This window comes from Campylobacter sp. MIT 97-5078 (genome assembly GCF_006864455.1).
Taxonomy (GTDB): Bacteria; Campylobacterota; Campylobacteria; order Campylobacterales; family Campylobacteraceae; genus Campylobacter_D.
In genome coordinates this window covers 1-23,600 of the sequence record NZ_QHLK01000017.1, presented here as the reverse complement: position 1 = coordinate 23,600, position 23,600 = coordinate 1, and the positions used below count along the sequence as shown (strand labels likewise).

The window sequence follows — 23,600 nt, the reverse complement described above, 5'->3', positions numbered from 1 at the left end:
CCTACCAAGAACTTAAAAATCAAAAAGTCATAAGACAAAATTATGAAGAGTCTTGTGGAGCTTCAGCCTTAGGCACCTTAATTAATCTCATCGATGATATGAATATAAAGGCGTTGATAAAAAACTATCTGAAAACTTGATTTTAAATTTCAAGAACTAAAACAACAAGCAAATAAAACTACCAAATGCCCCTATTCTTTCAAGGATAAATCTTGCTTGTCTAAGGTTTTCTTTGCTTCTTCTAAAATGGTTTCATCGCTACTAAAGTCAAAAAACTTAAATTCATTGCCATGTTGCATGAAGCCATCGATTAAATCCCCGCTTAAGCGATTTTTAAGATCAAGTTCAGCGATTTCAAAGCCATCTAAAGTTTTGGCAAATTCAAGCAATCTTTTTGGAATTTCTTTTTGTTTGGTATAAAGATAACAAAAGCTCTTAAGCCCCACTCGCCCTACCCTGCCACGTAATTGGTGTAAAGTCGCAAGTCCTAGTTTTTCAGCTCCAACGATGATAATAGTGCTAAGACGAGGCAAAGAAATTCCAACTTCAACAACGGTTGTAGCCAGCAAAATCTGCCCCTTTTCTTTAAATTCAGCTAAAACCTCATCTTTAAATTTATCTTTTCCATGCGTGATATACACGCCCTTAAAATGCTTAAGCCAATACTGCTTTGCTTGCTCTAAAGAAAGATACTGCGAGTTTTGGCTTTCATTGACCAGAGGGTAAATAATCGCAACTTGATTGTTTTGCTTAAGCTCGATTTTAATCTTTTCAAGTAAGCTTTGAAAATCCTTATCTTGTATGCAAAAGCTTTGAATGTCTTTTTTAAAGGGCATTTGTTTAATGAAAGAAAAACTCACAAGCTCAGATTGTATCATGCTTAAAGTTCTTGGTATAGGCGTAGCTGAAAACTGCACAAAGTGAGGAGTTAGCCCATCTTTACTTGCAAGCTCGCTGATCTTTTGGCGTTGATTTGAACCAAAGCGGTGCTGTTCATCAATCATCACTAAAACCGCTTCAAAGCCTTGCTGGTGGATAAGTGTGTGCGTGCCGATGATAAGATGAGCCTTTGCAAGCTTTTCATCAAGTCCTTTTTCTCTTTTACCTCCTTTGACAAAAACAACTTGCATAAAATTTGGCAAAAGTCTTTGAGCCTCGTTAAAAAGTTGATTTGCCAAAATGCTCGTAGGTGCCATTAAAAGTGCTTGTTTTGGATATACACTTATTGCAGCTGCAAGTAAAACAAGGGTTTTGCCACAACCCACATCGCCCATGATAATGCGTCTTTTTGCCTCTTTTTGACTTAAATCAGCCCTTATATCATTTATGGCATTGAGCTGATCTAAGGTTGGCTTAAAAGGCAGACTCTCAAACCAAGGTTGTATATTAAAAGGCTTTATTTCATAAGCCTTTGAACTTGTTTTTTTCTGACGCAAACGTTTTAAAAAGCTATAAATTTCCACAAATTTTAAGTCTGATAAAAAATTCTCTAAATGAGAAAAAATCTCAAAACTTTGTTCATCATAGCGGTGCATATTCACAAGCAAATTCGCTCTTTTCTCATCTATACCCTCAACTATAAGGTTTTCTTTTGTGATATATTCTTGTATAAGTTTGGCTATGTTTTCATCTTTTATGCCAGCAATTTGGTATTTTGGCTCAAAGATATTGGCATTTTTGATGATTTTTGGGTTATTAAATTGCCAAAAATTGTTAAAAAAACTCATCTTAGCATAAAAAATATACTCCTTTCCTTGTCTAAAAACGCCCATATGCCATTTGCTTGGGTGAAAAAAGATAAAACGAGCCTTGATATCCCAATTTTTACAATAACACAGCCCAAAAATCTTTCCAGCCCTAAAATTTGACTCCAAAATCTGCACTTCTTCAGTGCAAACGCTTTCTTTTGGCTCTTTACTTAGGCTTAAATTTTCTATCTTTTTAGGCAATAATAAAGCTAAGTTGATCGCATTTTTAATACGCAATTTTTTAAAAAGCTCTAAATCGCAAGACGCAATTTTCATTTATTTTGCACGCTTGCAAAGCTGATTTGAGCAAGCTCTGTATGTTTTTTGATATAAGCATTTAATTCACCTAAACTCGTTTTTTTAATGCGTTCAAGTTCTTTAAGGCTGTGTCCTAACTCTAAACCCTTATAAAACTCATTTAAAGCCATATCAAGTCGCTTTTCAAGACTTTCATAACGAAGTGGTATACTTCCAAGTAAGAATTTTCTAGCCTGAGTAAGTTCATCTTCACTCACGCCATTTTTTACAAACTCGGCAAAAAGCTCACGCACCAAAGCCTTTGCATCTTTTGCATTTTCATTTTTAGTCTGCAAATACCCAAACACTCTTTGATAACTTAAATTCGCCTCAAGCATAGCATAAGCACTATATGCTAAACCTCTTTTTACTCTCACTTCTTCCATAAGTCTTGAACCAAAGCCTCCAGCTCCTAGTATAAAAAGGGCAAGTTTTGCAAGTTGCGTGTCTTTATCATCAAATTTAAAGTCAATGGGCGAAGCAAAATAAATATAAGCTTGTTGGCTTTCAGGCTTGATTAAAAGCTCATCTTTAAGACTTTTGCTAAGCTTGAAAGTCTTTGCTTTTTCAAGCTTGCCAGTTTTAAGCTTTGATAAACAAGGTGTTATTAAAGCCTCAAACTCAGTAAAATCAAAATCCCCGCCACCACAAACTATAAGTTCGCTCAAATTTAAATGCTTTGCGTAAAAATCCTGCAAATCTTTCAAACTCATCTTTGCAAGGCTTTGCTCATCGCCGTATTTGCTAGTGCGAAATTCTTTTGCTTCAAATACACTTTCATTGAGTAAATTTTTTGCCAAAAAGTCAAAATCACTTTTCTTATTTGCAAGCTCACCAAGTGCAATTTTTTTAAGTCTAGCAAGCAAATTTTCATCAAAATTCACCCTTTCAAACAAAAGGCTAAGTTTTTCTACAGCAAAATAAGCATGCTCTTTCAAACAAGAAATGTTTAATTCAAAACTCTCAAAACCACTATTTGCGCTAAAATCAATCGCCCTTAACTCAAGCTCTTTAAAAAAAATCTCATCGCTTCCTTCATTTAAAAGCCTTGCAAACATATTTGCAAGCCCATCTATATCGCCTTCATACGCTTTGCCAGCGTTTTTAAATACAAGCCTTAAAACAAAAATGGGTAAATCATGATTTTCTTCAAAAATAACAGGAATTTGACTTTCTTTAACCTTAATTTGATAAAGCATACTTGTCCCTTTGGCGTAAAATAAAGGAAAAATTATAGCAATTTTAGGCTAAAAAGAGTTTGAAACTTGTTTAACCTAGCTTTCAAAACTCTTTTTTACTGCCAAAAAATCACAAAATCAGCATCTTGCTCCCCAATCTTACTTCTTTCAAAAGCTATAGCATTCACGCTTTTTGCTTGTTTAGTGTCCAAATCCATAAGATGCAAAAGAATGCCTAAACTTTTATTAGCGTGATAAAGCCCAGCAATAAGCACAATTTGCCTTTTATTTGCAAGCAAAAACCCAGTCATAGTTCTATCTTTTCTAAGCTGAACTTCAACAAAAATTTCACTTGCCTTAGGACTCATCGTATGAAAAGAATTGATATCATCAAAAAGAATTTTCTTAACTTTTCATCTTGCCAAGACAAAGCCTTGCTTATATGAGAATGGATCTTAACCAAAACTTCGATGAAACGACTTTAATAGCTACTGGCACAAACAACACAAGCTTTAAGAAACTAAAATTTCCTTATGATAAAGTTTATGTATATGAAAATGAACGCATTACCACCACAGGAAAAACATCCACAAGAGCCATAAAAAACTTATGAAACAGGGGTGGCAGTTTTGGGTAGAAGTGGGGCTATAGGTATTAAAAAGTCTCTTAGCTAGCGATTTTTAAAGACAAGTGTTTGCTATTTTTTTAAAAAAATAAGCAAACAAAACTCTAGCTTAATCTTGCTTGCTTAAAAAGTGATCTTAGTAATACTTTTGTAAAATTTCATAAGCTGTATTTCTTTTAGCTGGTTTTTCGCCCAAACTTTCAATGAGCCTTATCATCTCATCTTGGTTCATCTTATAACTTGCTCCAGCTGCTGAAACAACATTTTCTTCCATCATAGTTGAACCTAGATCATTAGCTCCAAATTTTAAGGCAAGCTGTCCTATCAAAGAACCTTGCGTTACCCATGAGCTTTGTAAATTTTTAAAATTATCAAGATACAGCCTTGCAAGAGCAAGCAAACGCAAGTATTTGTTTGAGCTTTGCTTCATAATCTCTGGGTGCTTAAGCTTAAGCTTAGTATTTTCGCTTTGAAAACTCCATAAAATAAAAGCTCTAAAACCCCCTGTTTCATCTTGTAAATTTCGCAAATGTTCAAAATGCTCGATAAGCTCTTCATCGCTTTCTATAGTTCCAAACATCATCGTAGCTGTGCTTTTCATACCTATCTTGTGTGCTTGCCTATGCACTTCAAGCCAAGTTGCAGTATCACATTTATGAGGAGCGATCTCATCACGCACCCTATCACTTAACACCTCAGCTCCAGCTCCGGGTATGGAAAAAAGCCCTTTTGCTTGCAGTCTTTGCAAAACTTCTTTGATAGAAATTTTTGAAATTTTAGCAATATAAGCGATCTCAACAGCTGAAAAACCATGCACGGTAATGCTTGGATATTTTTTAGCAATAAACTCCACAAGCTCTTCATACCACTCAATCTTAAGCTTAGGATGCACTCCACCTTGAAAAAGAATTTGCGTGCCACCTATGGCTAAAAGTTCTTCTATTTTTTGCCCTATCTCATCAAAGCTTAGCACATAAGCATCGCTATCTTTAGCGTGCCTGAAAAAAGCACAAAAATCACAATCTATACAGCACACATTGGTATAGTTGATGTTTCTATCCACCACAAAAGTAGTAATCTTTTCTGGGTGAAGTTCAAGCTTTTTTTTATATGCTAATTCACCAAGCTCGTATAAATCAACATTTTGAAGCAGATATAAGGCTTCTTTTTTGTTAAGTCTTTTGCTAAAATTCATATCTTTTGCGTTCATCATTTTCACAAATTTCCTTTTTTATGTTTTAAAGGCTGTATTATAGCATTTTAACATAAAAAATGGGAAAAAATATAAAGTCAATACAATTTGTTTTTTAAAAATCTATAAAAAAGATAAACATATCAATTTTTCATAAAAAATTAAAAAGGGAAAATATGCTAGAATTTCGCTTATGAATTATATCATTTTGCTTAAAAACAACAAAAATGTTCGTATTTTAGCTTTCGTGCAATTTATCGTGTATTTTGGAGCGTGGTTTTCACAAACTGGCGTTTTTACTCTTTTAGTTGATCTAAACGCTCCTACTTGGGCAGTTTCTATAAGTGCCATGCTAGCTTTTTTGCCTGGAATTTTACTTGCACCTATTAGTGGCGTGATTGTCGAAAAAAGTAAGCCCAAAACACTTTTGCTTTTAAGTGCGAGCCTTGAGCTTGTTTCTATCTTTATGTTAGTTTTTGTAACAAATTTAAGCATGCTTTGGCTTTTATTTATTTTAATCTTTGTTAGACTTTGTGTCGCAACCCTTTATTTTCAAGCTGAAATGAGCCTTATGGCAAAGCTTTTAGAGCCAAAAGAGCTCAAACTTGTTAATGAAATTCACAGCATTAATTGGGCAGTTTCATACACTTTAGGTATGGCTTTGGCTGGCTTTTTCATCAGTGCTTTTGGTGTATATAGTGCATTTTTGTTTGACTGCATGCTTTTAGCCTTTGGTATATCACTTTTATTTCTTTTAAAAATCCCTCAATTTCAGCCTGTAAAAGCACAAAATTTCATCAATATGATCAAAGATGGCTTTGTGTATATTTTTACGAATAGACTCATCTTTCATCTTATTTTATTACATGCTTTTATAGGACTTACAGCGTATGAAGCCTTAGTAACCTTGCTTGCCAAGCACGAATATAAAGAAATTTTATCAGTCGCCCTTGTCATAGGCTTTTTAAACTCTGTTCGAGCATGCTCTTTAATCATCGCTCCTATCATCTTAAGTTCTTTTACAAACAAACGCACACTTAAATACCTCTTTTTTGGACAAGGAAGTGGAATTTTGCTGTGGAGCTTTACGCAGTTTAATTTTTACCTTTCTTTTGTAGGTTTGCTTGCAGCTGGTTTTTGCACTTCATCGATCTGGTCTTTTACTTATACGCTCATACAAGAACATTGCGATAAAGAGTATTTTGGACGTGTGATTGCTTATACTGATATGACTTATTTAAGTTTTAGTGTATTTATCTCGCTTTTCAGTGGTTTGCTTTTTGAACTTGGCTTTTCTTTAATGCTTATTACTGCTTTGCTTGGGGGATTTTTTATCTTTGCAAGCTTTTATTGGCATTGGTTTCATAAGCATTATTTAAGCTAGTTCATTCTTTGACGATGATATGTTCAAGCTCTTTAAAATAAAACAAATTAAAGCTATCTTTCAATTCATACGAAAGCTTCATATTATGGGATTTTAAAATAGTATCAACTATATAAAGTCCTAACCCGAAGCTATCTTTTTGTTTTGCACCTTGGGTAAAGGCTTGAGTGTAGTATTCAAGAGGTTTTTCAAGGGCTTTGCCTTGATTTTTAAAGCAAAGATATTGCTTACATATCTCAAGCTCGATAAATTCATTACTTGAATGCTTAACGCCATTGTCAATCATATTTTTAATTGCTGTTGTAAAAAGCTTAAAATCCACATTCACAAAAAAACTTTGTTCAAGATGAATGCGAATTTTTTTATCATCATTCATTGCAATTTCTTTTGCCTCATCTAAAATATCTAAGATATTATACTTTTTGCGGTTGATAAAAGCTGCTCCTGAAGTGATTTGTTCAATAGCAGCAAATTCATTGATAAGTATTTCAAGGCGATCAAAAATCCCCCTTAATCGTTCTTTGTATTTGTTATCCTCAAGCATTTCAAGGGTGATTAAACCTTTAGTGATAGGAGTTTTAAGCTCGTGCATGATATTACGGATAAAAAACTGCCTTGATTGATTCATTTTTTGAATTTGAGTGATTGCCTGAAAAAAGGCTTGCGCAACTTGAGAAATTTCATCATTTCCGCTACTGACATCTTTAATCTCATCAAGCTTGTTTTGGGCGAATTTATCGATTTGTTTTTTAAGTGAAGTCAGCGGTCTAAGCTTTTTGATCACAAAAATATAAAGCAAAACAAGCACTAAAATCACCCCGAAAGCAAGGGCTTTAAATTTAAAGTAACGATACCCTTCATAATCTTGATCATTATAAAGATACAATTTCCCATCATGGATAATCTTTAAAAAAATCTCTTTTTCATACGAGATAATCTCGATCAATCCTGTTGTGGTTTGTGCTCTTGCTAAAACATCGCCTCTAAAAATAACCTTTCTAATTTCACTTGGCTTCACAACTTGAGTCATTTTATAATGCTTGGTTTGCTCATGAAATTCCTCCTCGCTCATCACGCCATTAAAATATAAAAGTCTAGCATTTGCAACAAGAGTGTATTTGTCATTTAAAACCTTAGTATAATTTTGCTGATCATATTCTATAAGCCATAAAAAAGCGAGGATAACACTTACTATAGCTAAGATGAAGATTAAGGTAATAGTATAAAAAATAGACGAGCGATTCATTGAGTAAGCTTATAGCCTATGCCTCTGATAGAGTGGATATACTTTGGAGTTTTTGGATCATCGCCCATTTTTTGACGAATTCGGCTGATGATAACATCAATACTTTTGTTTGAGCTGTCCTCACTTATACTTGAACAATTATACACAAGCTCTTCTCTACTCACTACTCCGCCTTCTTTTTTGATCAAATAACTTAAGATATCAAACTCAGCATTTGTGAGTTGAATTTCCTTGCCTTTCATCGTAATGATATGTTTGTATTGATCATACACTAAGTCTTTTACACTCTCAGCCATAGCCTTTTTAGTCGTGTTCATACGACGCAAATGACTTTTTATGCGAGCTTGAAGTTCTTTTGGATTGTAAGGCTTTGGAAGATAATCATCAGCCCCCAACTCAAGTGCATTAACTTTATCACTAAGATCATGCCTTGCACTTGAAATAATAATAGGCGTGTCGTATTTTTTACGAATTTCTTCACACACTTCAAGCCCATCAAGTCCGGGTAAAGTAAGATCAAGTATCACAAGTTGATATTCTTTTAAAGCAAGCTTTGAAAGCCCTATATAAGGTTCGTGAGCTATATCAACCTTCATATCAAATTTTTCCAAGTATTCAGCGATAATCTCAGCAAGCTCTAAATCATCTTCTATCATCAAAATATTTACCATAATCTTTCCTTCAAGTAAAATCTTACTTTTAATTGTAAAACATTTATTTCAACAAAAAGAAAACTTAGATCATTTTCTTTTTGTCTTTTGTATTTATCTAGCTTAACACAAATTTAGCGAAGCACGAGAAGCTGAGCTACGCCGTTTCTATATACCCAAATTTTTGTAAAGCTTTTGGCTTGATTATTTTTAAGCACGCTTGAAAGTTGTTCTAGGTTTTTAATCTCATCTTGTTCTACGCCGATGATGATATCTCCTACTTCAAAGCCAGCATTATCAGCCTTTGAGTCTTCTTTTACGCCTGTTACTAAAACACCATTAATATTTGCTGGGATTTTTGCCCTTGTATTTGCATCTAAATTCTTTAATTCAAGTCCATCAATAAGCCCTTGCGAACTGATACTTTGCGTATCTGCTTTAAGCACAAAACTCACGCTTTTGCTTACACCATCTCTTTCATAAATGATCGTGATTTTCTGATTTGGCTCAAGTGTGCCGATGTAGTTTTTAAGATCGTTTGCACTTGTTATATTTTTTTCATTAACCTTAAGGACTAAATCCCCTCTTTTAAGTCCAGCTAATTCAGCTGATGAGCCTTTTTCAACGCTAGTGATTAAAGCTCCACTTTGATTTGAATACGCCTTTTTTGTTTCACCTTCTAAATTTGTTATAGTAACGCCTAAAAAGCCTCTTTCAATCTTACCTTTTTCAACCAATCTTTTAGCTATGTCTTTTACCATATTTGAAGGTATAGCAAAGCCTATGCCATTATTACCCCCACTTCTTGAAAGTATGGCTGAATTGATACCAACTAAAGCTCCCCTACTATCTACTAAGGCTCCACCTGAATTTCCCGGATTTATCGAAGCGTCTGTTTGAATGAAATTTTCGTATTGATTTAAGCCTATATTATTTTTATTTAGAGCTGAAACTATACCGCTTGTTACGCTTGAACCTACACCAAATGGATTACCAAGTGCAAAAACCATATCCCCTTCCATAAGCTTATCAGAATCCGCAAAGCTTACAGCTGAAAGGTTTTTTGCTTCTATCTTAATCACAGCTAAATCAGTCTTCTCATCAGCTCCTACAAGCTTAGCCTTATATTCAGTATCATCATCTGGCAAAGACACGCTAATACTATCTACATCAGCGATAACATGGTTATTTGTGATGATATAACCATCACTTGAAATAATCACACCAGAGCCAAGAGAGCTTATCACTTCTTTTTTAGAACCGCCTTTTTGCTGAGGAAAATCAAAGCCAAAAAATTGCTTAAAATACGGATCGTTAAAAAAATCATCAAGACCAGCCATATTGCGTGTAACCGTCTTTGAAGTAGAGATATTTACCACGCTTTTTTTCACATTTTTAATCGCATCATGATAAGAAAGCACTACACCTGTTTGAGTTGAAGGATCAGCTCTTTGTATATCTTTTGGAGCTTCTTCAAAATTTATATTTGCAGCTAAAACACAACTCGCACAAAGACTAAGTAAAAACATTTTCTTTTTCATTGTTTAAATCCTTTCAATTTGAGTTCGTAGCTAGTATAAAATTTAACTTTTACTCAATTGTAAATGAAATAAAATTAAGTAAAAAAATTTACAAAACTTGATTGACTTAGACTAAACTTTATGCTATAATCACACTAAAAAAAATAAATCAAGGATATAATAAATGAGCAATAGCTTATACGAAGCATTAGGAATTAATAAAAACGCAAGTGCTGATGAGATAAAAAAAGCCTACAGACGCTTAGCACGCAAGTATCATCCTGATATCAACAAAGAAAAAGGGGCTGAAGAAAAATTTAAAGAAATCAATGCAGCCTATGAAATTTTAAGCGATGAGAAAAAACGCAAGCAGTATGATATGTATGGGGATTCTATGTTTGGCGGACAAAGTTTTAGCGACTTTTCAAGAAGTGCTGGAGCTGGCGGGGCTGATATAAATGATATTTTAAGAAATCTCTTTGGTGGCGGATTTGGCGGTGCTGGAGGTTTTGGCAATAGCAGTGGATTTGGAGGCTTTTCTGGCTCGAGAGGCTTTAACTCAAATGGCTTTTCTAGTTCTTTTGGTTTTGATGATGAGGCTGATCTTGATTTAGAAACTAAGGTTTCAATCCCTTTTGATACAGCCATCTTAGGCGGAGAGCATAGCATAAGCTTTGATGGCGAACGCATTAAGATCAAAGTCCCGCACGGCATTAAAAATGGCGATAAACTTCGCATTAGTGGTAAAGGCAGAAGTCTTGGCGGAAAAAAAGGAAATTTGATCATCAAAGTGCAGGTTGAGCCAAGCAATGAATATGAAAGAGAAAATGATGATTTGTATAAAAAGCTTGATATTTCACTTAAAACTGCACTTTTTGGAGGCAAGGTGGAAGTAAGCACTCCACGCAAAAGTGTAAGCGTAAAAATCCCGCCAAATTCAAAAAATAACCAAAAAATTCGCCTCAAAGGTTATGGGGTGCAAAATAGAAAAAATGATATTTATGGGGATATGTATTTAAGTTTAAATGTGATTTTACCAAGTATTGATACGCTTGATAAAGCTTTTGTTAAAGAACTTGAAGTAAAGCTACCTTAAAGGAGGATTTATGCAGCAAAATTACGAAGAACCGCTCTTTCTCATCAGCGTTGTTGCAAAGGTTTTAAGCATACACCCTCAAACCTTAAGGCAGTATGAAAAAGAAGGACTTGTCGAACCAAGTAGGACAGATGGCAAAATGCGTTTGTATTCTCAAAAAGATATTGATCGTATTAAGCTTATCTTGCGTTTAACGCGTGATATGGGCGTGAATTTAGCCGGTGTTGATGTGATACTTAAGCTTAAAACACAAATTACCGAATTTGAATGCCTTGTAAATGAACTTCGCCTTGAGCTTGACAAAAGACAAGGCAAAAGTGGCAAAGCTGTGATCAAACACAAAAGTAGTTTTGATCTCATCTTTTATGATGATAAAAAAAAGCTTTAAGGCGAGCTTTGGAAAATTATCTACAAGGTTTTCTCATCGCTATGGCAAGTGCTATAGTACTTAATGTCATCTTAAAGCGTGTTGAGATTCCAAGCGTCATTGGCTATATCATCACAGGTGTTATTGTCTCTTCACTTTATCAATTTCACGGCTCTGCGGAGTTGAGTCATATCGCTGAGTTTGGTATAGTGTTTTTGATGTTTACTATAGGACTTGAGTTTTCTTTTAAGCATCTTTTAGCGATGAAACAAGAAGTGTTTTTAAACGGCTCTTTACAAATGCTTACTTGTGGCTTTGCTTGTGCATTAATCGTATTTTTTCTTTTGGGTTTAAATGATAGAATTTCTATTATTGTAGGCTTTGCACTTGCCCTTTCTTCTACGGCTGTAGTGCTTAAAATTTTAAACGATAATGGCGAGATTAATCAAAACTATGGTAGAAAAGCCCTTGGGATATTACTTTTTCAAGATATAGCCGTTATCCCTTTGCTCTTAATGGTAGATATTTTTTCTACGCCAAATAACGATATCACAAGCCTTGTTATCGCGACTTTAGCAAGTGTTGCGATCTTAATCATCTTGCTTCTTATCATCAGCAGGTATTTTTTAGACGGATTTTTTCGCTTTGTGATTAAGGCTTCTTCTCAAGAAATTTTCATCACGACGATTTTATTTATAGTCATTGGAGCAAGCTTTTTAGCACATAAATTTGGCTTTTCTTACTCTTTGGGTGCATTTTTAGCAGGAGCTTTAATCGGCGAAACAAGGTATAAACATAAAATTCAAGCTGATTTGATCCCTTTTAGAGACTTGCTTTTAGGAGTATTTTTTATTTCTGTTGGTATGCAAATCAGCTTTAAAATCGTATTTGAAAACTGGTCTTTGGTGCTTTTTTTGGTATGCTTGGTTTTAATGGTTAAATTTGGTGCCATTCACTTACTTTTGAGATTATATACAAAAAGAAGAGTGGCTTTAAAAACAGCTTTAAGTATCATGCAAATAGGTGAATTTGCTTTGGCGATCTTTTCCTTGCTTCAAGCTAGGTCCTTGCTTGAAGATGTAAGTGCTCAAATTCTTATCATCACTTCTATCATCACTATGGTTATCACGCCTTTTGTGCTTAAAAATATACAAAGAATTTCAAATGCAGTTGAAATAAACAAAGAAATTCCAAACGAATACCTGCCCTCAAATCAAAACTTTAAAAACCACTTAGTGATCTTTGGTTATGGGCGTTTGGGGCAAGAAGTCGTGCAAAGGATCAAACATACTGGAATTCCTTATCTTGTTTTAGAAAGTGATTTGAATTTAGTTGAACTTGGCACAAGTAGGGGCGAAAATATCTTTTTTGCAGACGCAACACAAGAACAAACCTTGAAAATTGCCAATATAGAAGAATGTGCCGTTGCTATCATCACTTTAAACAATGAAGTTAAGCTTGAAATACTTACTCAAGTGCTTTCAAACTGCAAAAAACCTATCCAAACCATAGTGCAAGTCAGTGGCGATCTTGAAAAAATTCTTTTCTTAAATTCCAAAGAAAATTTTCATATCATTAAGGCTGAAAGAGCTGTAGCAAGAACACTTGTGCAAGAAGCACTTGAATGCAAGATTAATAACAATATCACTTAAAGAGGCGAGTTTGGAAGCATTTATCTTAATCTTTGCAATCTTATTTTTAAGCTGTGTAATCTTAAGTAAATTTAGTGATAGATACGGCATACCAGCCTTGCTTATCTTTATCTTTGTGGGTATGTTTGCTGGAAGCGATGGAGTGCTTGGTATACCTTTTGATAATGGCAAAATCGCTCAAGATATAGGTATGCTCTGCCTCATACTCATACTTTTTAGCGGTGGTTTTGATACAAGTTTTAAGCTCATTCGCCCTGTGCTTAAAGAAGGCATTGTTTTAGCTACTCTTGGTGTTGTTTTAACAGCGGCATTTATTGCTTTATTTTGTTATTATCTTTTTGATTTTTCTTTAAATGATGCTTTACTTTTAGGGGCAATCATCAGTTCAACTGACGCGGCTGCTGTTTTTGCGATCATGAGATCAAAGGGCTTAAAACTTCAAAATCATATCGCTCCTTTGCTTGAGCTTGAAAGCGGAAGTAATGACCCTATGGCGATTTTTCTTACCACTACTATCATACAGATGATTACACTTTCATCTTTACCAAGCGTGAGTGATTTTGCTTTGACTATGCTTACTCAATTTATTTTAGCCTTCATTTGTGCATATATATTTGGGGCTTTAATGCCTCTTATTTTAAATAAGGTTAAATTTGGCTCTTGGGGCTTGTATCCTGTTTTTACTTTAGCATGGATTATGCTTGCTTTTAGTGCAAGTAGTGAAATAGGGGCGAATGGATATTTATGTGTGTATTTGCTGGGCATTATAGCAAATAGCAAGGAATTTATCTATAAAAAGGGGCTTATAGGTTTTTTTGAAGGTGTGGCGTGGCTTGCTCAAGTGGTAATTTTTTTAACGCTTGGGCTTTTAGTTTTTCCAAGCCAACTTCCAAATGTCGCTTTTATAGGACTTGGAGTGGCTTTTGTAACCATGTTTCTTGCGCGTCCAATCGCTGTTTTTATCAGTCTTGTTTTTTTTAAGAAATTCAACTTTAAAGAAAAACTTTTCATCTCTTGGGTAGGACTTCGTGGCACTGTGCCTATAATACTTGCGACCTATCCACTTGCTACTGGCATTGAAAGCTCACATTTTATCTTTAATATAGTCTTTTTTATCGTGCTTTTATCCGTTTTAATTCAAGGCATAAGCTTAAATCCCCTTGCAAAAGTCTTGCGACTCACAGCTGAAGAAACTAAAGTGCAAAGCCATAATCTCCCAATAGCTCTAAGCACCTTTAGACAATACACACTTAAAAAAAACTCAAGCGTTATTGGTAAAAACATAGCTGAACTGAATTTAAGTGGAGAGTTTATCATACTTATCGTTAAGAGAGAAGGCGAATACATTAAAACCAGTGGTTCTTTGATCTTTGAAGAAGGGGATTTGCTTCTAATTATGTGTAATGATAAAAATGTCTTTGAAGAAAATATCAAAAATTTTGAGCCAAGCCTATGAAAACAAGTGAAAAATCCTTACGCACACGTTATTTAAGAATGCTTGAAAAATTTGCTAATGCAGCTATATCAGCACTTAAAAAAGAAAATTTTGATGGAGCACTTTTTCAAGAAAGAATGCTTAAAAACTATAAACTTTTTGAAAAATGCGAAGTGATAAAACTCAACTCAAGCTATATCAAAGAGCTTGAAAGCTTTGTGAATGCATGCTTGGATTTTAAAAACTCAAAAGCAGAACTTTTAAGCAAAGCAAATAACCTTGATAAGCTCAAAAAAAGCCAAACTTACAAAAAAGATAAACATAAAAGCAAATTTAAGGAGTATGAATGATTAATGTTATTTTTGATATGGACGGCACCTTAATTAATAGTGCAAATGCCATAAGTTCAGCTGTCAATGAGATCAGAGCAGATTTAAAGCTCGCCCCTCTTGAACCTCGTTTTATCATACAAACCATAAACACGCCGGGTAAAGACTGGGCGAAAATTTTGTATGATAGAGATGAATTTGAGCATTCAAGCTTTAAAGATGGCTTTGAGCGGTATTTTATCAAGCATTATGAACAAAGCACGCTTTTATATGATGGGGTTTTAGAAATGCTTGCGTTTTTAAAAAACAAAAACTGCTACTTAGCCATAGCTACAAATGCCCCGCAAAGTTCTTTAACGCAAATTTTAAGCAAGTATAATATCCTGCCCTTTTTTAGCAAGGTCCTAGGCGTATCCTTAGGTATAGAACCAAAACCACACCCTATGATGTTAAAGCTTATAGTTGAGGAAGCACCCTTTGAAAAAAGCGTATTTGTAGGTGATAGCGATAAGGATAAACAAGCGGCTCAAAATGCAAATATTCCTTATTTTCACGCTAAATGGGGCGAGGAGCGATGTCAAAAAGGAGAGTTTAAAAATGCTGATGAACTCATCGAACTTTTACACACTCAAATGAAAGCATAAAATTTCATATTTTGCTTTTAAATTTAGCATTTTACAAAGAAAAATAAGCTAAAATAAAAGCTTATTTTTCTTAAAGAGGAAACATGGATCAAAAACTACTCATAGAAGTTGGCACAGAAGAATTACCCGCCATACCTTTGCTTAAAGAACTTCATAATATCAGCAAAAAATGGCAAATCGTGCTTGAAAAATACGCTCTAGTAAGTGAATTTGAGTTTTTTTATACCCCAAGAAGATTAGTGCTTTTTCACAAAAGCTTTAAAACCCAGCAAGAAAATAGCTTTGCTGAGTTTATAGGAGCACCAAAGGAACTTACTTATAAAGATGGCATTTTAAGCGTGGCAGCAAAAAGCTTTATGCAAAAAACAGGCTTAAAAGAAAACGAGCTTGAATTCAAAGAAATCAAAGGCAAAGAAGTTTTATATCACAAAAAAGAAATTCAAGGTGTGAAAAGTAGCCAGCTTTTAGCAAAAATGATAGAAGAATGGCTTAAAAGCCTTAATTTTGGCAAAACTATGCGTTGGGGTAGTGGCGAATATGAGTTTATTCGTGCAATTCGATCTTTTGTGTGCGTTTTAGGAGATGAGTTAATCAAGTTTGAAAGTTATGGTGTAAAAAGTGCAAAAAAAAGCTTCGTGCATAGAAGCGTAAGCTATGAAGCCTTAGAATTTAGCACTATAGATGAGTATTTTAAGCTTTTAAAAGATAATTTTATTATACTTGATCAAGAGCAAAGAAAAGAAAAAATCCTTGCTGAATTTAAAGAACTTGAAACAAAACACAAGCTTAGCATTGGTGAGGATGTGGAACTTTTAGCTGAAGTTGTTGCTATTACTGAATACCCAAAAGCCCTTTTAGGTAGTTTCGAGGCTGAATTTTTACAAATTCCAAGTGAGGTTATCATCACTTCTATGCGTGAAAATCAACGTTATTTTAGCGTCTTTGATAAAGACAAACTCAGCAATCATTTCATCGTTGTTGCAAATGCGGTGTGTAAAGACTATCAGCAAATCATCATGGGTAATGAAAGAGTATTAAGAGCAAGGCTTAGCGATGCGATGTTTTTCTGGCAAAATGACTTAAAAACAGGATTTAAGCCAAACAAGCTTTCAAATATCATGTATATGCAAGAGCTTGGCACTATGCTTGATAAGGTAAATAGAGAAAAGAAAATCGCTTCGCTTTTATGTCAAATTTATGATTTAAACTCTAAGGAACAAGAGATATTAAAGGCTTTGGATTATGCAAAATGCGATTTGCTTACTCAAATGGTCTATGAATTTGGCGAACTTCAAGGCATCATGGGGTATTATTATGCTAAAGAGATGAACTTGGGCGATGAAGTTGCTATAGCGATTAAAGAGCAATACCTGCCAAATGCTGAAAAAGACCCTTTGCCAAGTAGTGCGTTTTCAAGTATAGTCGCACTTTCTTATAAACTTGACACACTTATGGGGCTTTTTAGCATAGGCAAAATCCCAAATGGCACTAAGGATCCTTATGCCTTAAGGCGTGCTGCAAATGGTATTTTAAAGATTATTTTCAAGCTTCAAAAAAGCTTTAAACTCAAAAATTTACTTGATACATTAAGCGTAAATTATAAAAGCTTTGATACAAAAAATTTATATGATTTTATCCTTGAAAGACTTTATACTTTTTATCCGGTAAATGCTTCTTTTATAAAAGCTGTTTTAAGCTCGCAAAATGATGATTTACTTCACATTGATGCAAGTATCAAAGCCTTGATAGAACTAAGTAGCCAAGAAAATTTTAATGAAAATTTTACAACCTTTAAAAGACTTGCTAATATAGCAAGCACAAACTCAGCCAAAATCGATGAAAAACTTTTTGAGCATAAGGCTGAAAATATGCTTTTTGAAGCTTTTAAGAAATGTGATTTACACACCGAGCCTAAGGTGGTGCTTGAAAGCTTGTTTGCCTTAAAACCTTATATTGATGATTTTTTTGATAAGGTGATGATTAATACTCAAGATAGCAAGATTAAAAACAATCGCCAAGCTTTAGTTTATAGTATTTACAAGGCTTTTTTAAATATAGCTGATATTAAGGAGTTGAGCGTATGAAAAAATTCATATTTATGTTAGCATTTTTTGCTTCTTTAAGTTTTGCTGATCAAAATTTAAGCATAAGCAAAGGACAAGCTATTATTTTGGAATTTAGTAAAAAGGGCTTAGAAGAGATAAAAGCCAGCAAAGATGAAAATAAAGAACCTAAAAAACAACGCTTTTTTGTTCATCCTACTGAAGATAACAAAGTTATTTTGATCTTTTCATCAGCCTATAAAAAGCCTATAAAAAAGGTTATGATAACAGCATTTTATAACAATAAAGAACAATTTCGCTATGATATTTTAGGCGATGAGGGCTTTTATCCTCAAGAAATTCTTAAAGTTGCACAAAGCAAAATCAATCCTCCTAAAGAAGCTTTAAAGCGTATTAAAGCTGAGCTGAACGAAGCAAATGCAGTGTATGCAAGCTTTACTGATGAAGCTTTGTTTAACGGCGAATTTATTTTACCTTTAAACTCAAGTATTACAAGCAAATTTGGCTCGGCAAGAGTGTTTAACAATACCCTTGCAAGCTATCATTCAGGAACTGACTTTAGAGCAAGTGTTGGCACGCCAATAAAGGCTGCAAATGATGGTATAGTACGTATCGCCAAGGATAGATATTATGCGGGTGGGTCCGTAGTCATCGATCATGGCTATCAAATTTTTTCTCAATACTACCATCTTTCAGAGCTTAAAGTTAAGGTTGGTCAAAAAGTTAAAAAAGGACAAATCATTGCTTTAAGTGGTGATAGCGGTAGGGTTACAGGTGCACACTTGCATTTTGGTATTTTTGCTGGTGGCACACAAGTTGATCCTATAGACTTTATTAATAAATTTAATGCTTTATTTACCCAGCAACACTCACATTGAGCAAGTTTGTAAATTCAAACCAAAACCTTTCAAAGCGATAAAATCCTTATCGCAATTTTTGCTCAAAAGCTTGATTTCTTCTATGCCAAAAAAACGCAAAATCTGAGCCCCTATGCCGTAATTTTTAAATTGCGAGCCGGTATTTTTTTGCATTTGCATAAAAACAAGCACGCCGCCATTTTGACTTAAAAACTCGATTTGCTTTAAAAAATCACTAAATTCGCTTGAAGTTAGAAGCTCAAAATCGCTTCCACTTATGTGAAATTTCACATTTTCGCTCTTTCTTGGTGTGCCAAACACAAAAACAATATGTATAACGTTATTATGGTCATTAAAGCTTAGTTTTTTTGCCTTAAAACCTGCTATTTCGCTTTCACTTTCACTTACAAGTTCGATTAAGCTTTCGTGTTTTAAGCGGTATTCGATCAAATCACTCACTGCTATCATATCAAGTTCGTGTTTTTTACAAAACTCTTCTAAATCCGCCCTTCTTGCCATATCGCCATTTTCTTTAACAATCTCACAAATGACGCAAGCTTCTTTAAGTCCAGCCAAATGGCATAAATCAACCGTGCCTTCAGTATGTCCGGTGCGTTCAAGCACGCCACCTTTTTTAGCGATGAGTGGATTAATATGCCCTGGACGCACAAAATCATCAGCCTTAGCTTTCTCATCAGCAAAAAGCCGAATGGTTAAATTCCGCTCATACGCACTCACACCAGTGCTTGCAGCCTTAGCATCAACAGTTACAGTAAAAGCTGTTTCGTGGTTTGAAGTATTCTTTGGCACCATTAAAGGTAAGTCAAAATACTTGGCGATTTGTTCGCTTAATGCCACACATACCACTCCCCTCGCTTCTTTTATCATAAAATTTACCTTTTCTTGAGTGCTAAACTCGGCAGCAAAGATCAAATCTCCTTCATTTTCTCTATCTTCTGCATCTACCATAACAAGCATTTTTCCAGCTTTTAAATCCTCAATTGCTCGTTCTACGCTTACAAAAGCCATATAATTTTTCTCCTTATTTAAATTCAAAACAAAATTATAACCTAAAATCTTGACAATTCTATCAAAATTGACTATAATCACATTTCAAAAGCCTTTGATGGGGTATAGCCAAGCGGTAAGGCAACAGGTTTTGGTCCTGTCATTCAGGGGTTCGAATCCCTTTACCCCATCCACTTCTTTTTAAATCTCTAATTTCATTGACGCGAAGTAGAGCAGTGGTTAGCTCGTCGGGCTCATAACCCGAAGGTCGGGAGTTCAAATCTCCCCTTCGCAACCAAGCATATCCTTACCTTGCAATGAACGCTTATTAAAGTGGTTTTTATCGACTTTAGTCGGCAGATTAATATAGCTTTAATTTCTTTTACAGCTTCCTACATTTCTTGGCTTTTACATCTATCTTCTGTATTTGCAAATAAAACTATAAAAAATACAAGAAAAAGCTTTTTGTATTTCATTCTTAATATTGTTGTATTTTTGCTTTGTATTATAATATTATTTTTATAAATATAATCACAAAATCTCTCTTTGTCCCTTAGCATTTGGCTGGCTTAAAATCCCCTCATCGCTGAGCTGTTCGATGATATTTGCAGCCCTGTTATAACCTATGTTAAGACGACGTTGTAAATATGAAATGCTGGTTTTTCTATCCTCTAAAATCACAGCCTTAGCTTGCTCAAATAGTTCATCTTTTGCTCCACCACTACTTCCATCGCTCATTGATACAGCTGAGTTTGAAGAGCTATCTTTTAAGAAATTTTCATCATATTCTACTTCTTGCTGGACTTTTAAAAACTCAACTATTTTCTCTATCTCCATTTCACTAGCATACGGGGCGTGAATACGCACTAAATTTGAAGTTCCCGGAGGAGTAAATAAGCCATCACCCCTACCAAGCAAGCTTTCTGCTCCTTGAGTATCTAAAATCACCTTTGAATCTATCTTTTGTCCTACTTTATACGCTAAGCGACTTGGTAAATTTGCTTTAATCAACCCAGTTACCACATCAACTGATGGGCGTTGAGTAGCTACTATAAGATGAATTCCACTTGCTCTAGCCATTTGAGCAAGGCGAGCTATATAAAACTCGACATCTTTTCCAGCTGTCATCATAAGATCAGCTAATTCATCGATGATTACCACTATAAAAGGAAGCTCCTCATTTGCTTCTAAGCCTTGTTTTTTAAGCTCTTTCATCTTGTCATTGTAATTTTCTATATTTTTAGTCTTTGCTTCAGCCATGAGCTTATAACGTCGCTCCATTTCTGCAACCATATTTGATAAAGCATTTACCGCCTTTTTAGGATCAGTGATAACTGGTGTCAGTAAATGCGGTATATCATTGTAAATGCTAAATTCAAGCATCTTTGGATCAATCATCATAAGCTTTAAAGTCTTAGGGCTGTTTCTATAAAGCAAACTTAAAAGCATGGAATTTATCCCCACGCTTTTGCCACTTCCTGTGGTGCCAGCGATGAGAAGATGAGGGAGTTTTTTAAGATCAGTGATAAAAGCATTGCCTACTATATCCTTGCCTAAAGCCATGGTTAAATGGCTTTTCGCATTTTTAAAAATCTCGCTTTCTAAAATTTCTCTTAGATAAATAGTTTGAATTTGCTCATTTGGCACTTCAATACCAACTACATCTTTACCCGGAATTGGTGCTTGTATGCGTATAGAACTTGCTTTTAAAGCCATAGCCAAATCATCTTGCAAATTTAAAATCCTACTTACCTTTACATCAGCACTTGGACGAAACTCAAAAGTAGTTACCACAGGACCTGTATAAGTGCTTATCACATCGCCACCTATCTTAAAACGACGCAGCTTTTCAAGTAAATCATAAATTTTTTTATCGATTTCTTGCTCGTTGATTTCAATCTTGTTTTGACTAGGATTTACTAAAAAATCAAGAGGAGGTAGCTTAAAGTCCTTTGGGGCTTCAAGCTTGCCTTTTTCTAGGCTATCAAGTAAGGCTGTATTTGATCTAAGTTCGGTTTGGATATTTGCTTTTGTGCGTTGAATTTGTTCTTGACCTTGGCTTTGAGCTGAATTTGAGCTTGAAAATTGCAAACTTTGACTTACTAAATTTTCTTGAGAGTTTTCTTTTGGCTGGTATTCTTCAACTATAGGGATAAACTCTTGCTCTTTTGGTTCTTTTGGCTTTTCTTTAAGCTCAAGTTCGCTAACTTCAAAACTAAAAGGTTGTGATAACTCTTCAGTTTTTACACTTTCAAGCTGTTGTGTTAAATCAAGCTCTTGTTTTAATTCTTCTTGTTCTAAGCTGGTTATTTCTTCTTTGAGATTGATATTTTTTCTTTTATAACTTGGCTCATCAAAATTTGATTTGTAAGCCAAATTCATCTTAATCTCTTCTAATTTTTTAGGCTTTAAAAATCGCTCTGGCACAAAGGCTTCTTTTTTAGTTTCAAAAGGATTTGAATTCTCAAATTCAAAGTTTTGGGTGCTTGCTTTAGTGACAAAATTACGAATTTGCTTGTTTTGAGTAGAAAAAATCGGCTCTTCTAATACTTCACTTAATCTACTTTCTTCTTGCTTGTTGACTTCTATTTGTTCTAGTTCTTGATCGTTTGTATCTTTATCTTGCGAACTACTTTGAATAAAAACTTCAGCTTCTAATCCTTTTAAATCCTCTTTTTCAGACTGCATTAACTCTTGCGTGTTAAAGTCTTTTTCTTTAAAAGTCTCATCTTGTGCAAATTCTTTCACAAGCTCTTCTTGAATATTTTCTTTAGTCTGTTCTTTTTCTTTTTCATTTTTACCGCCAAAAAAACGATACAAAATATGTTTTAACTTTTCTTCATAAGAAATAAAAACCGAAAAATCAATCCTTACACCAAATACCACTTCTATAAAGGCTGGAAAAAGTAAGATCAAAGCAAATAAAAGCATAAGCAAAGCAAGTATCCCACTTAAAACTCGCCCAAAAAGAGCTCCAATGATAGTATAAAGCACTTCAGGAATATAGCCAGCCTCTTTGCTTAAAATTCCAAACAATAAAACACATCCAAAAAAAGCTAGAAAAAGTCCTATACTTTCGCGTCTTAAAACATTATCAAACTCGTATTTTCTTTTATAAAAAATAAAATTTAAAGGAAGTAAAACAAAAGGATAAAACATAGCAAAATCCCCAAACAAAAAGAGATTAAACTCTCCTAAAAATTGAGAAATAAATCCTAAAGAATCAGGCATAATGCTAACAAAAGCTAGATAAAAAAGAGCGAAACTTGAGATGATAAAAATGAATTCTTTTTTGATTGTGCGTCCTTAAAGCTAAAAAGTCATAGCCATATTTTAGCATAAAATCAACTCACTTTGCTAGTATTTTTATCACTTTTTATGCCTTTTTCTGTGCTATAATCACGAGTAAAATTCAAAAAAAAGGATAAGTGTGAAAGACGAACTTTTTCGTAAAGTAAGCACCAAACAATTTGAATTTGATGAGAGCGTGGCTAGTGTTTTTGATGATATGATACAACGATCCGTGCCTTTTTACAAACAAAATGTAAAGCTCATCACACAGCTCATCGCTCATCTTGCCCCTAAAAAAGCTCGAATTTGCGATTTGGGTTGCTCAACAGCTTCTTTGCTTTTTGAACTCTTTTCCTTGCAAAAAGACTTTGTTTTATGCGGAGTAGATGAAGCTGAAGCTATGCTTTCAATCGCTCGCAAAAAGGCTAAAGCTTTTAAGGCTGAAATTTCGTTTTTGCAAGGTAATCTTAACGAACTTGAGTTCAATCAATATGATATTTTTATCGCAAACTACACTTTGCAATTTATACGCCCTTTACAAAGGCAAGCTTTGGTTAATAAAATCTATCACAGCTTAAATCCTAAAGGCTTTTTTATCTTAAGTGAAAAGATTGTGTATGAAGATGCTGTTTTAGCCAAGCAAATGATAGATATTTACGCTGAATATAAGCAAGAACAAGGGTATTCGCATTTTGAGATCGCTAAAAAAAGAGAAGCTTTAGAAAATGTGCTTGTGCCTTATAGCGAAAAAGAAAATATCACTTTGCTTGAGAATTCAGGATTTAAAAAAATAGAAAGCTTTTTTAAATGGGGAAATTTTGAAAGCTTTATCGCTTTTAAGGATTAAGACTTCATAAAATGAAGTCTTAAAAAGGTTTAAAATTTCTTCTTTTGCACATCGCTAAGTATGTCTTTGGCGATATCATTCACCGTATCAGAAATCACTGAACTATCATTAGCAATCTTAACATTATCTTGAGTCACACTTTCTATATGAGCTACACTTTCATTGATTTGA

19 protein-coding genes, 2 tRNA genes and 2 pseudogenes are annotated in these 23,600 nt (G+C 34.3%); 14 read left to right on the top strand and 9 right to left on the bottom strand.

The genetic code is table 11. The annotated features are described in order from the left end of the window. Positions 1-98 (top strand): annotated as a pseudogene (locus DMB91_RS09170) (peptidase C39); the annotation flags it as partial. Positions 99-191: 93 nt separating this feature from the next. On the opposite strand, the gene recG reads toward DMB91_RS09170, so the two are convergent. The 3 genes from recG to DMB91_RS08030 all read right to left on the bottom strand — a co-directional run bounded on the left by recG (position 192) and on the right by DMB91_RS08030 (position 3,609). Then, a complete protein-coding gene (recG, locus tag DMB91_RS08040) occupies positions 192-2,024 on the bottom strand; it encodes an ATP-dependent DNA helicase RecG (RefSeq protein WP_034905680.1) in 1,833 nt (610 codons plus the stop codon). Beyond that, positions 2,021-3,244 carry a M16 family metallopeptidase gene (locus tag DMB91_RS08035; RefSeq protein WP_034905682.1) on the bottom strand — a complete coding sequence of 408 codons (1,224 nt, stop codon included), beginning with the start codon at positions 3,242-3,244 and terminating at the stop codon, positions 2,021-2,023. The genes recG and DMB91_RS08035 overlap by 4 nt, the downstream gene beginning before the upstream one ends. A 95-nt stretch (positions 3,245-3,339) precedes the next feature. After that, a complete protein-coding gene (locus DMB91_RS08030) occupies positions 3,340-3,609 on the bottom strand; it encodes a ChaN family lipoprotein (protein WP_260604895.1) in 270 nt (89 codons plus the stop codon). 56 nt (positions 3,610-3,665) lie between these two features. Here DMB91_RS08030 and DMB91_RS08915 point away from each other — a divergent pair, with 56 nt between their 5' ends. Beyond that, positions 3,666-3,836: a hypothetical protein gene (locus DMB91_RS08915; protein ID WP_156104134.1), complete on the top strand. Its 171-nt coding sequence runs from the start codon at positions 3,666-3,668 to the stop codon at positions 3,834-3,836. A 148-nt stretch (positions 3,837-3,984) separates the two neighbouring features. On the opposite strand, the gene DMB91_RS08025 is transcribed toward DMB91_RS08915, so the two are convergent. Then, entirely contained in the window at positions 3,985-5,043 is a 1,059-nt protein-coding gene (locus DMB91_RS08025) for a dehypoxanthine futalosine cyclase (RefSeq protein WP_185900265.1), read from the bottom strand. 190 nt (positions 5,044-5,233) lie between these two features. Here DMB91_RS08025 and DMB91_RS08020 point away from each other — a divergent pair, with 190 nt between their 5' ends. Beyond that, positions 5,234-6,424: an MFS transporter gene (locus tag DMB91_RS08020; RefSeq protein WP_034905690.1), complete on the top strand. Its 1,191-nt coding sequence runs from the start codon at positions 5,234-5,236 to the stop codon at positions 6,422-6,424. Between the two features lies 1 nt (position 6,425). Here DMB91_RS08020 and DMB91_RS08015 read toward each other — a convergent pair whose 3' ends face one another. The 3 genes from DMB91_RS08015 to DMB91_RS08005 all read right to left on the bottom strand — a co-directional run bounded on the left by DMB91_RS08015 (position 6,426) and on the right by DMB91_RS08005 (position 9,861). Next, on the bottom strand, positions 6,426-7,670 hold the full coding sequence (locus DMB91_RS08015; protein WP_034905692.1) for an ArsS family sensor histidine kinase: 1,245 nt from the start codon (positions 7,668-7,670) through the stop codon (positions 6,426-6,428). Then, entirely contained in the window at positions 7,667-8,341 is a 675-nt protein-coding gene (locus tag DMB91_RS08010; RefSeq protein ID WP_034905699.1) for a response regulator transcription factor, read from the bottom strand. The genes DMB91_RS08015 and DMB91_RS08010 overlap by 4 nt, the downstream gene beginning before the upstream one ends. 113 nt (positions 8,342-8,454) lie before the next feature. After that, on the bottom strand, positions 8,455-9,861 hold the full coding sequence (locus DMB91_RS08005; protein WP_034905701.1) for a DegQ family serine endoprotease: 1,407 nt from the start codon (positions 9,859-9,861) through the stop codon (positions 8,455-8,457). 163 nt (positions 9,862-10,024) lie between these two features. Here DMB91_RS08005 and DMB91_RS08000 point away from each other — a divergent pair, with 163 nt between their 5' ends. The 8 genes from DMB91_RS08000 to DMB91_RS07965 all read left to right on the top strand — a co-directional run bounded on the left by DMB91_RS08000 (position 10,025) and on the right by DMB91_RS07965 (position 18,304). Continuing rightward, the gene (locus tag DMB91_RS08000; protein ID WP_034905703.1) at positions 10,025-10,936 is read left to right on the top strand and encodes a DnaJ family protein; all 912 of its coding nucleotides are present in this window, start codon (positions 10,025-10,027) and stop codon (positions 10,934-10,936) included. Between the two features lie 10 nt (positions 10,937-10,946). Continuing rightward, positions 10,947-11,324: a heat shock protein transcriptional repressor HspR gene (locus DMB91_RS07995; RefSeq protein WP_034905706.1), complete on the top strand. Its 378-nt coding sequence runs from the start codon at positions 10,947-10,949 to the stop codon at positions 11,322-11,324. Positions 11,325-11,332: 8 nt separating this feature from the next. Continuing rightward, complete coding sequence (locus DMB91_RS07990; protein ID WP_034905708.1) at positions 11,333-12,955, top strand: cation:proton antiporter; 1,623 nt, start codon at positions 11,333-11,335, stop codon at positions 12,953-12,955. 10 nt (positions 12,956-12,965) lie between these two features. Next, complete coding sequence (locus tag DMB91_RS07985; protein WP_034905729.1) at positions 12,966-14,411, top strand: potassium/proton antiporter; 1,446 nt, start codon at positions 12,966-12,968, stop codon at positions 14,409-14,411. Next, positions 14,408-14,740: a hypothetical protein gene (locus DMB91_RS07980; protein ID WP_034905710.1), complete on the top strand. Its 333-nt coding sequence runs from the start codon at positions 14,408-14,410 to the stop codon at positions 14,738-14,740. Before DMB91_RS07985 ends, DMB91_RS07980 begins: the two co-directional genes overlap by 4 nt. Beyond that, the gene (locus DMB91_RS07975) at positions 14,737-15,363 is read left to right on the top strand and encodes an HAD family hydrolase (protein ID WP_034905713.1); all 627 of its coding nucleotides are present in this window, start codon (positions 14,737-14,739) and stop codon (positions 15,361-15,363) included. The genes DMB91_RS07980 and DMB91_RS07975 overlap by 4 nt, the downstream gene beginning before the upstream one ends. Positions 15,364-15,446: 83 nt before the next feature. Beyond that, on the top strand, positions 15,447-17,447 hold the full coding sequence (glyS, locus tag DMB91_RS07970; RefSeq protein ID WP_034905716.1) for a glycine--tRNA ligase subunit beta: 2,001 nt from the start codon (positions 15,447-15,449) through the stop codon (positions 17,445-17,447). Between the two features lie 14 nt (positions 17,448-17,461). Then, positions 17,462-18,304 (top strand): M23 family metallopeptidase, encoded by an 843-nt coding sequence (locus DMB91_RS07965; RefSeq protein ID WP_409513475.1) that lies wholly within the window; start codon positions 17,462-17,464, stop codon positions 18,302-18,304. On the opposite strand, the gene DMB91_RS07960 is transcribed toward DMB91_RS07965, so the two are convergent. Further along, positions 18,296-19,312 carry a bifunctional 3,4-dihydroxy-2-butanone 4-phosphate synthase/GTP cyclohydrolase II gene (locus DMB91_RS07960; RefSeq protein ID WP_034905720.1) on the bottom strand — a complete coding sequence of 339 codons (1,017 nt, stop codon included), beginning with the start codon at positions 19,310-19,312 and terminating at the stop codon, positions 18,296-18,298. The genes DMB91_RS07965 and DMB91_RS07960 overlap by 9 nt on opposite strands. 98 nt (positions 19,313-19,410) lie before the next feature. Between DMB91_RS07960 and DMB91_RS07955 the strand changes: the two genes are divergently transcribed. Both DMB91_RS07955 and DMB91_RS07950 read left to right on the top strand, forming a co-directional pair. Further along, positions 19,411-19,485 (top strand) — tRNA-Gln (locus DMB91_RS07955). Positions 19,486-19,513: 28 nt separating this feature from the next. After that, positions 19,514-19,589 (top strand) — tRNA-Met (locus DMB91_RS07950). Between the two features lie 233 nt (positions 19,590-19,822). On the opposite strand, the pseudogene DMB91_RS07945 reads toward DMB91_RS07950, so the two are convergent. Continuing rightward, positions 19,823-21,718: pseudogene (locus DMB91_RS07945) on the bottom strand (DNA translocase FtsK); the annotation flags it as partial. Positions 21,719-22,721: 1,003 nt separating this feature from the next. Here DMB91_RS07945 and cmoA point away from each other — a divergent pair. Continuing rightward, positions 22,722-23,429: a carboxy-S-adenosyl-L-methionine synthase CmoA gene (gene cmoA / locus DMB91_RS07940; RefSeq protein WP_034905724.1), complete on the top strand. Its 708-nt coding sequence runs from the start codon at positions 22,722-22,724 to the stop codon at positions 23,427-23,429. The last annotated feature ends 171 nt before the right edge of the window (positions 23,430-23,600 follow it).

Excerpts from the sequence above, each read along its gene's own strand:
- DMB91_RS08025 (WP_185900265.1), bottom strand. The coding sequence starts at position 5,043 with ATGAATTTTAGCAAAAGACTTAACAAAAAAGAAGCCTTATATCTGCTT.
- DMB91_RS07995 (WP_034905706.1), top strand. The coding sequence starts at position 10,947 with ATGCAGCAAAATTACGAAGAACCGCTCTTTCTCATCAGCGTTGTTGCA.
- recG (WP_034905680.1), bottom strand. The coding sequence starts at position 2,024 with ATGAAAATTGCGTCTTGCGATTTAGAGCTTTTTAAAAAATTGCGTATT.
- DMB91_RS07960 (WP_034905720.1), bottom strand. The coding sequence starts at position 19,312 with ATGGCTTTTGTAAGCGTAGAACGAGCAATTGAGGATTTAAAAGCTGGA.
- DMB91_RS08010 (WP_034905699.1), bottom strand. The coding sequence starts at position 8,341 with ATGGTAAATATTTTGATGATAGAAGATGATTTAGAGCTTGCTGAGATT.
- DMB91_RS08005 (WP_034905701.1), bottom strand. The coding sequence starts at position 9,861 with ATGAAAAAGAAAATGTTTTTACTTAGTCTTTGTGCGAGTTGTGTTTTA.
- DMB91_RS07965 (WP_409513475.1), top strand. The coding sequence starts at position 17,462 with ATGTTAGCATTTTTTGCTTCTTTAAGTTTTGCTGATCAAAATTTAAGC.
- DMB91_RS08915 (WP_156104134.1), top strand. The coding sequence starts at position 3,666 with ATGAGAATGGATCTTAACCAAAACTTCGATGAAACGACTTTAATAGCT.
- DMB91_RS08015 (WP_034905692.1), bottom strand. The coding sequence starts at position 7,670 with ATGAATCGCTCGTCTATTTTTTATACTATTACCTTAATCTTCATCTTA.
- DMB91_RS07975 (WP_034905713.1), top strand. The coding sequence starts at position 14,737 with ATGATTAATGTTATTTTTGATATGGACGGCACCTTAATTAATAGTGCA.
- DMB91_RS08035 (WP_034905682.1), bottom strand. The coding sequence starts at position 3,244 with ATGCTTTATCAAATTAAGGTTAAAGAAAGTCAAATTCCTGTTATTTTT.
- DMB91_RS07980 (WP_034905710.1), top strand. The coding sequence starts at position 14,408 with ATGAAAACAAGTGAAAAATCCTTACGCACACGTTATTTAAGAATGCTT.
- glyS (WP_034905716.1), top strand. The coding sequence starts at position 15,447 with ATGGATCAAAAACTACTCATAGAAGTTGGCACAGAAGAATTACCCGCC.
- DMB91_RS08000 (WP_034905703.1), top strand. The coding sequence starts at position 10,025 with ATGAGCAATAGCTTATACGAAGCATTAGGAATTAATAAAAACGCAAGT.
- DMB91_RS08020 (WP_034905690.1), top strand. The coding sequence starts at position 5,234 with ATGAATTATATCATTTTGCTTAAAAACAACAAAAATGTTCGTATTTTA.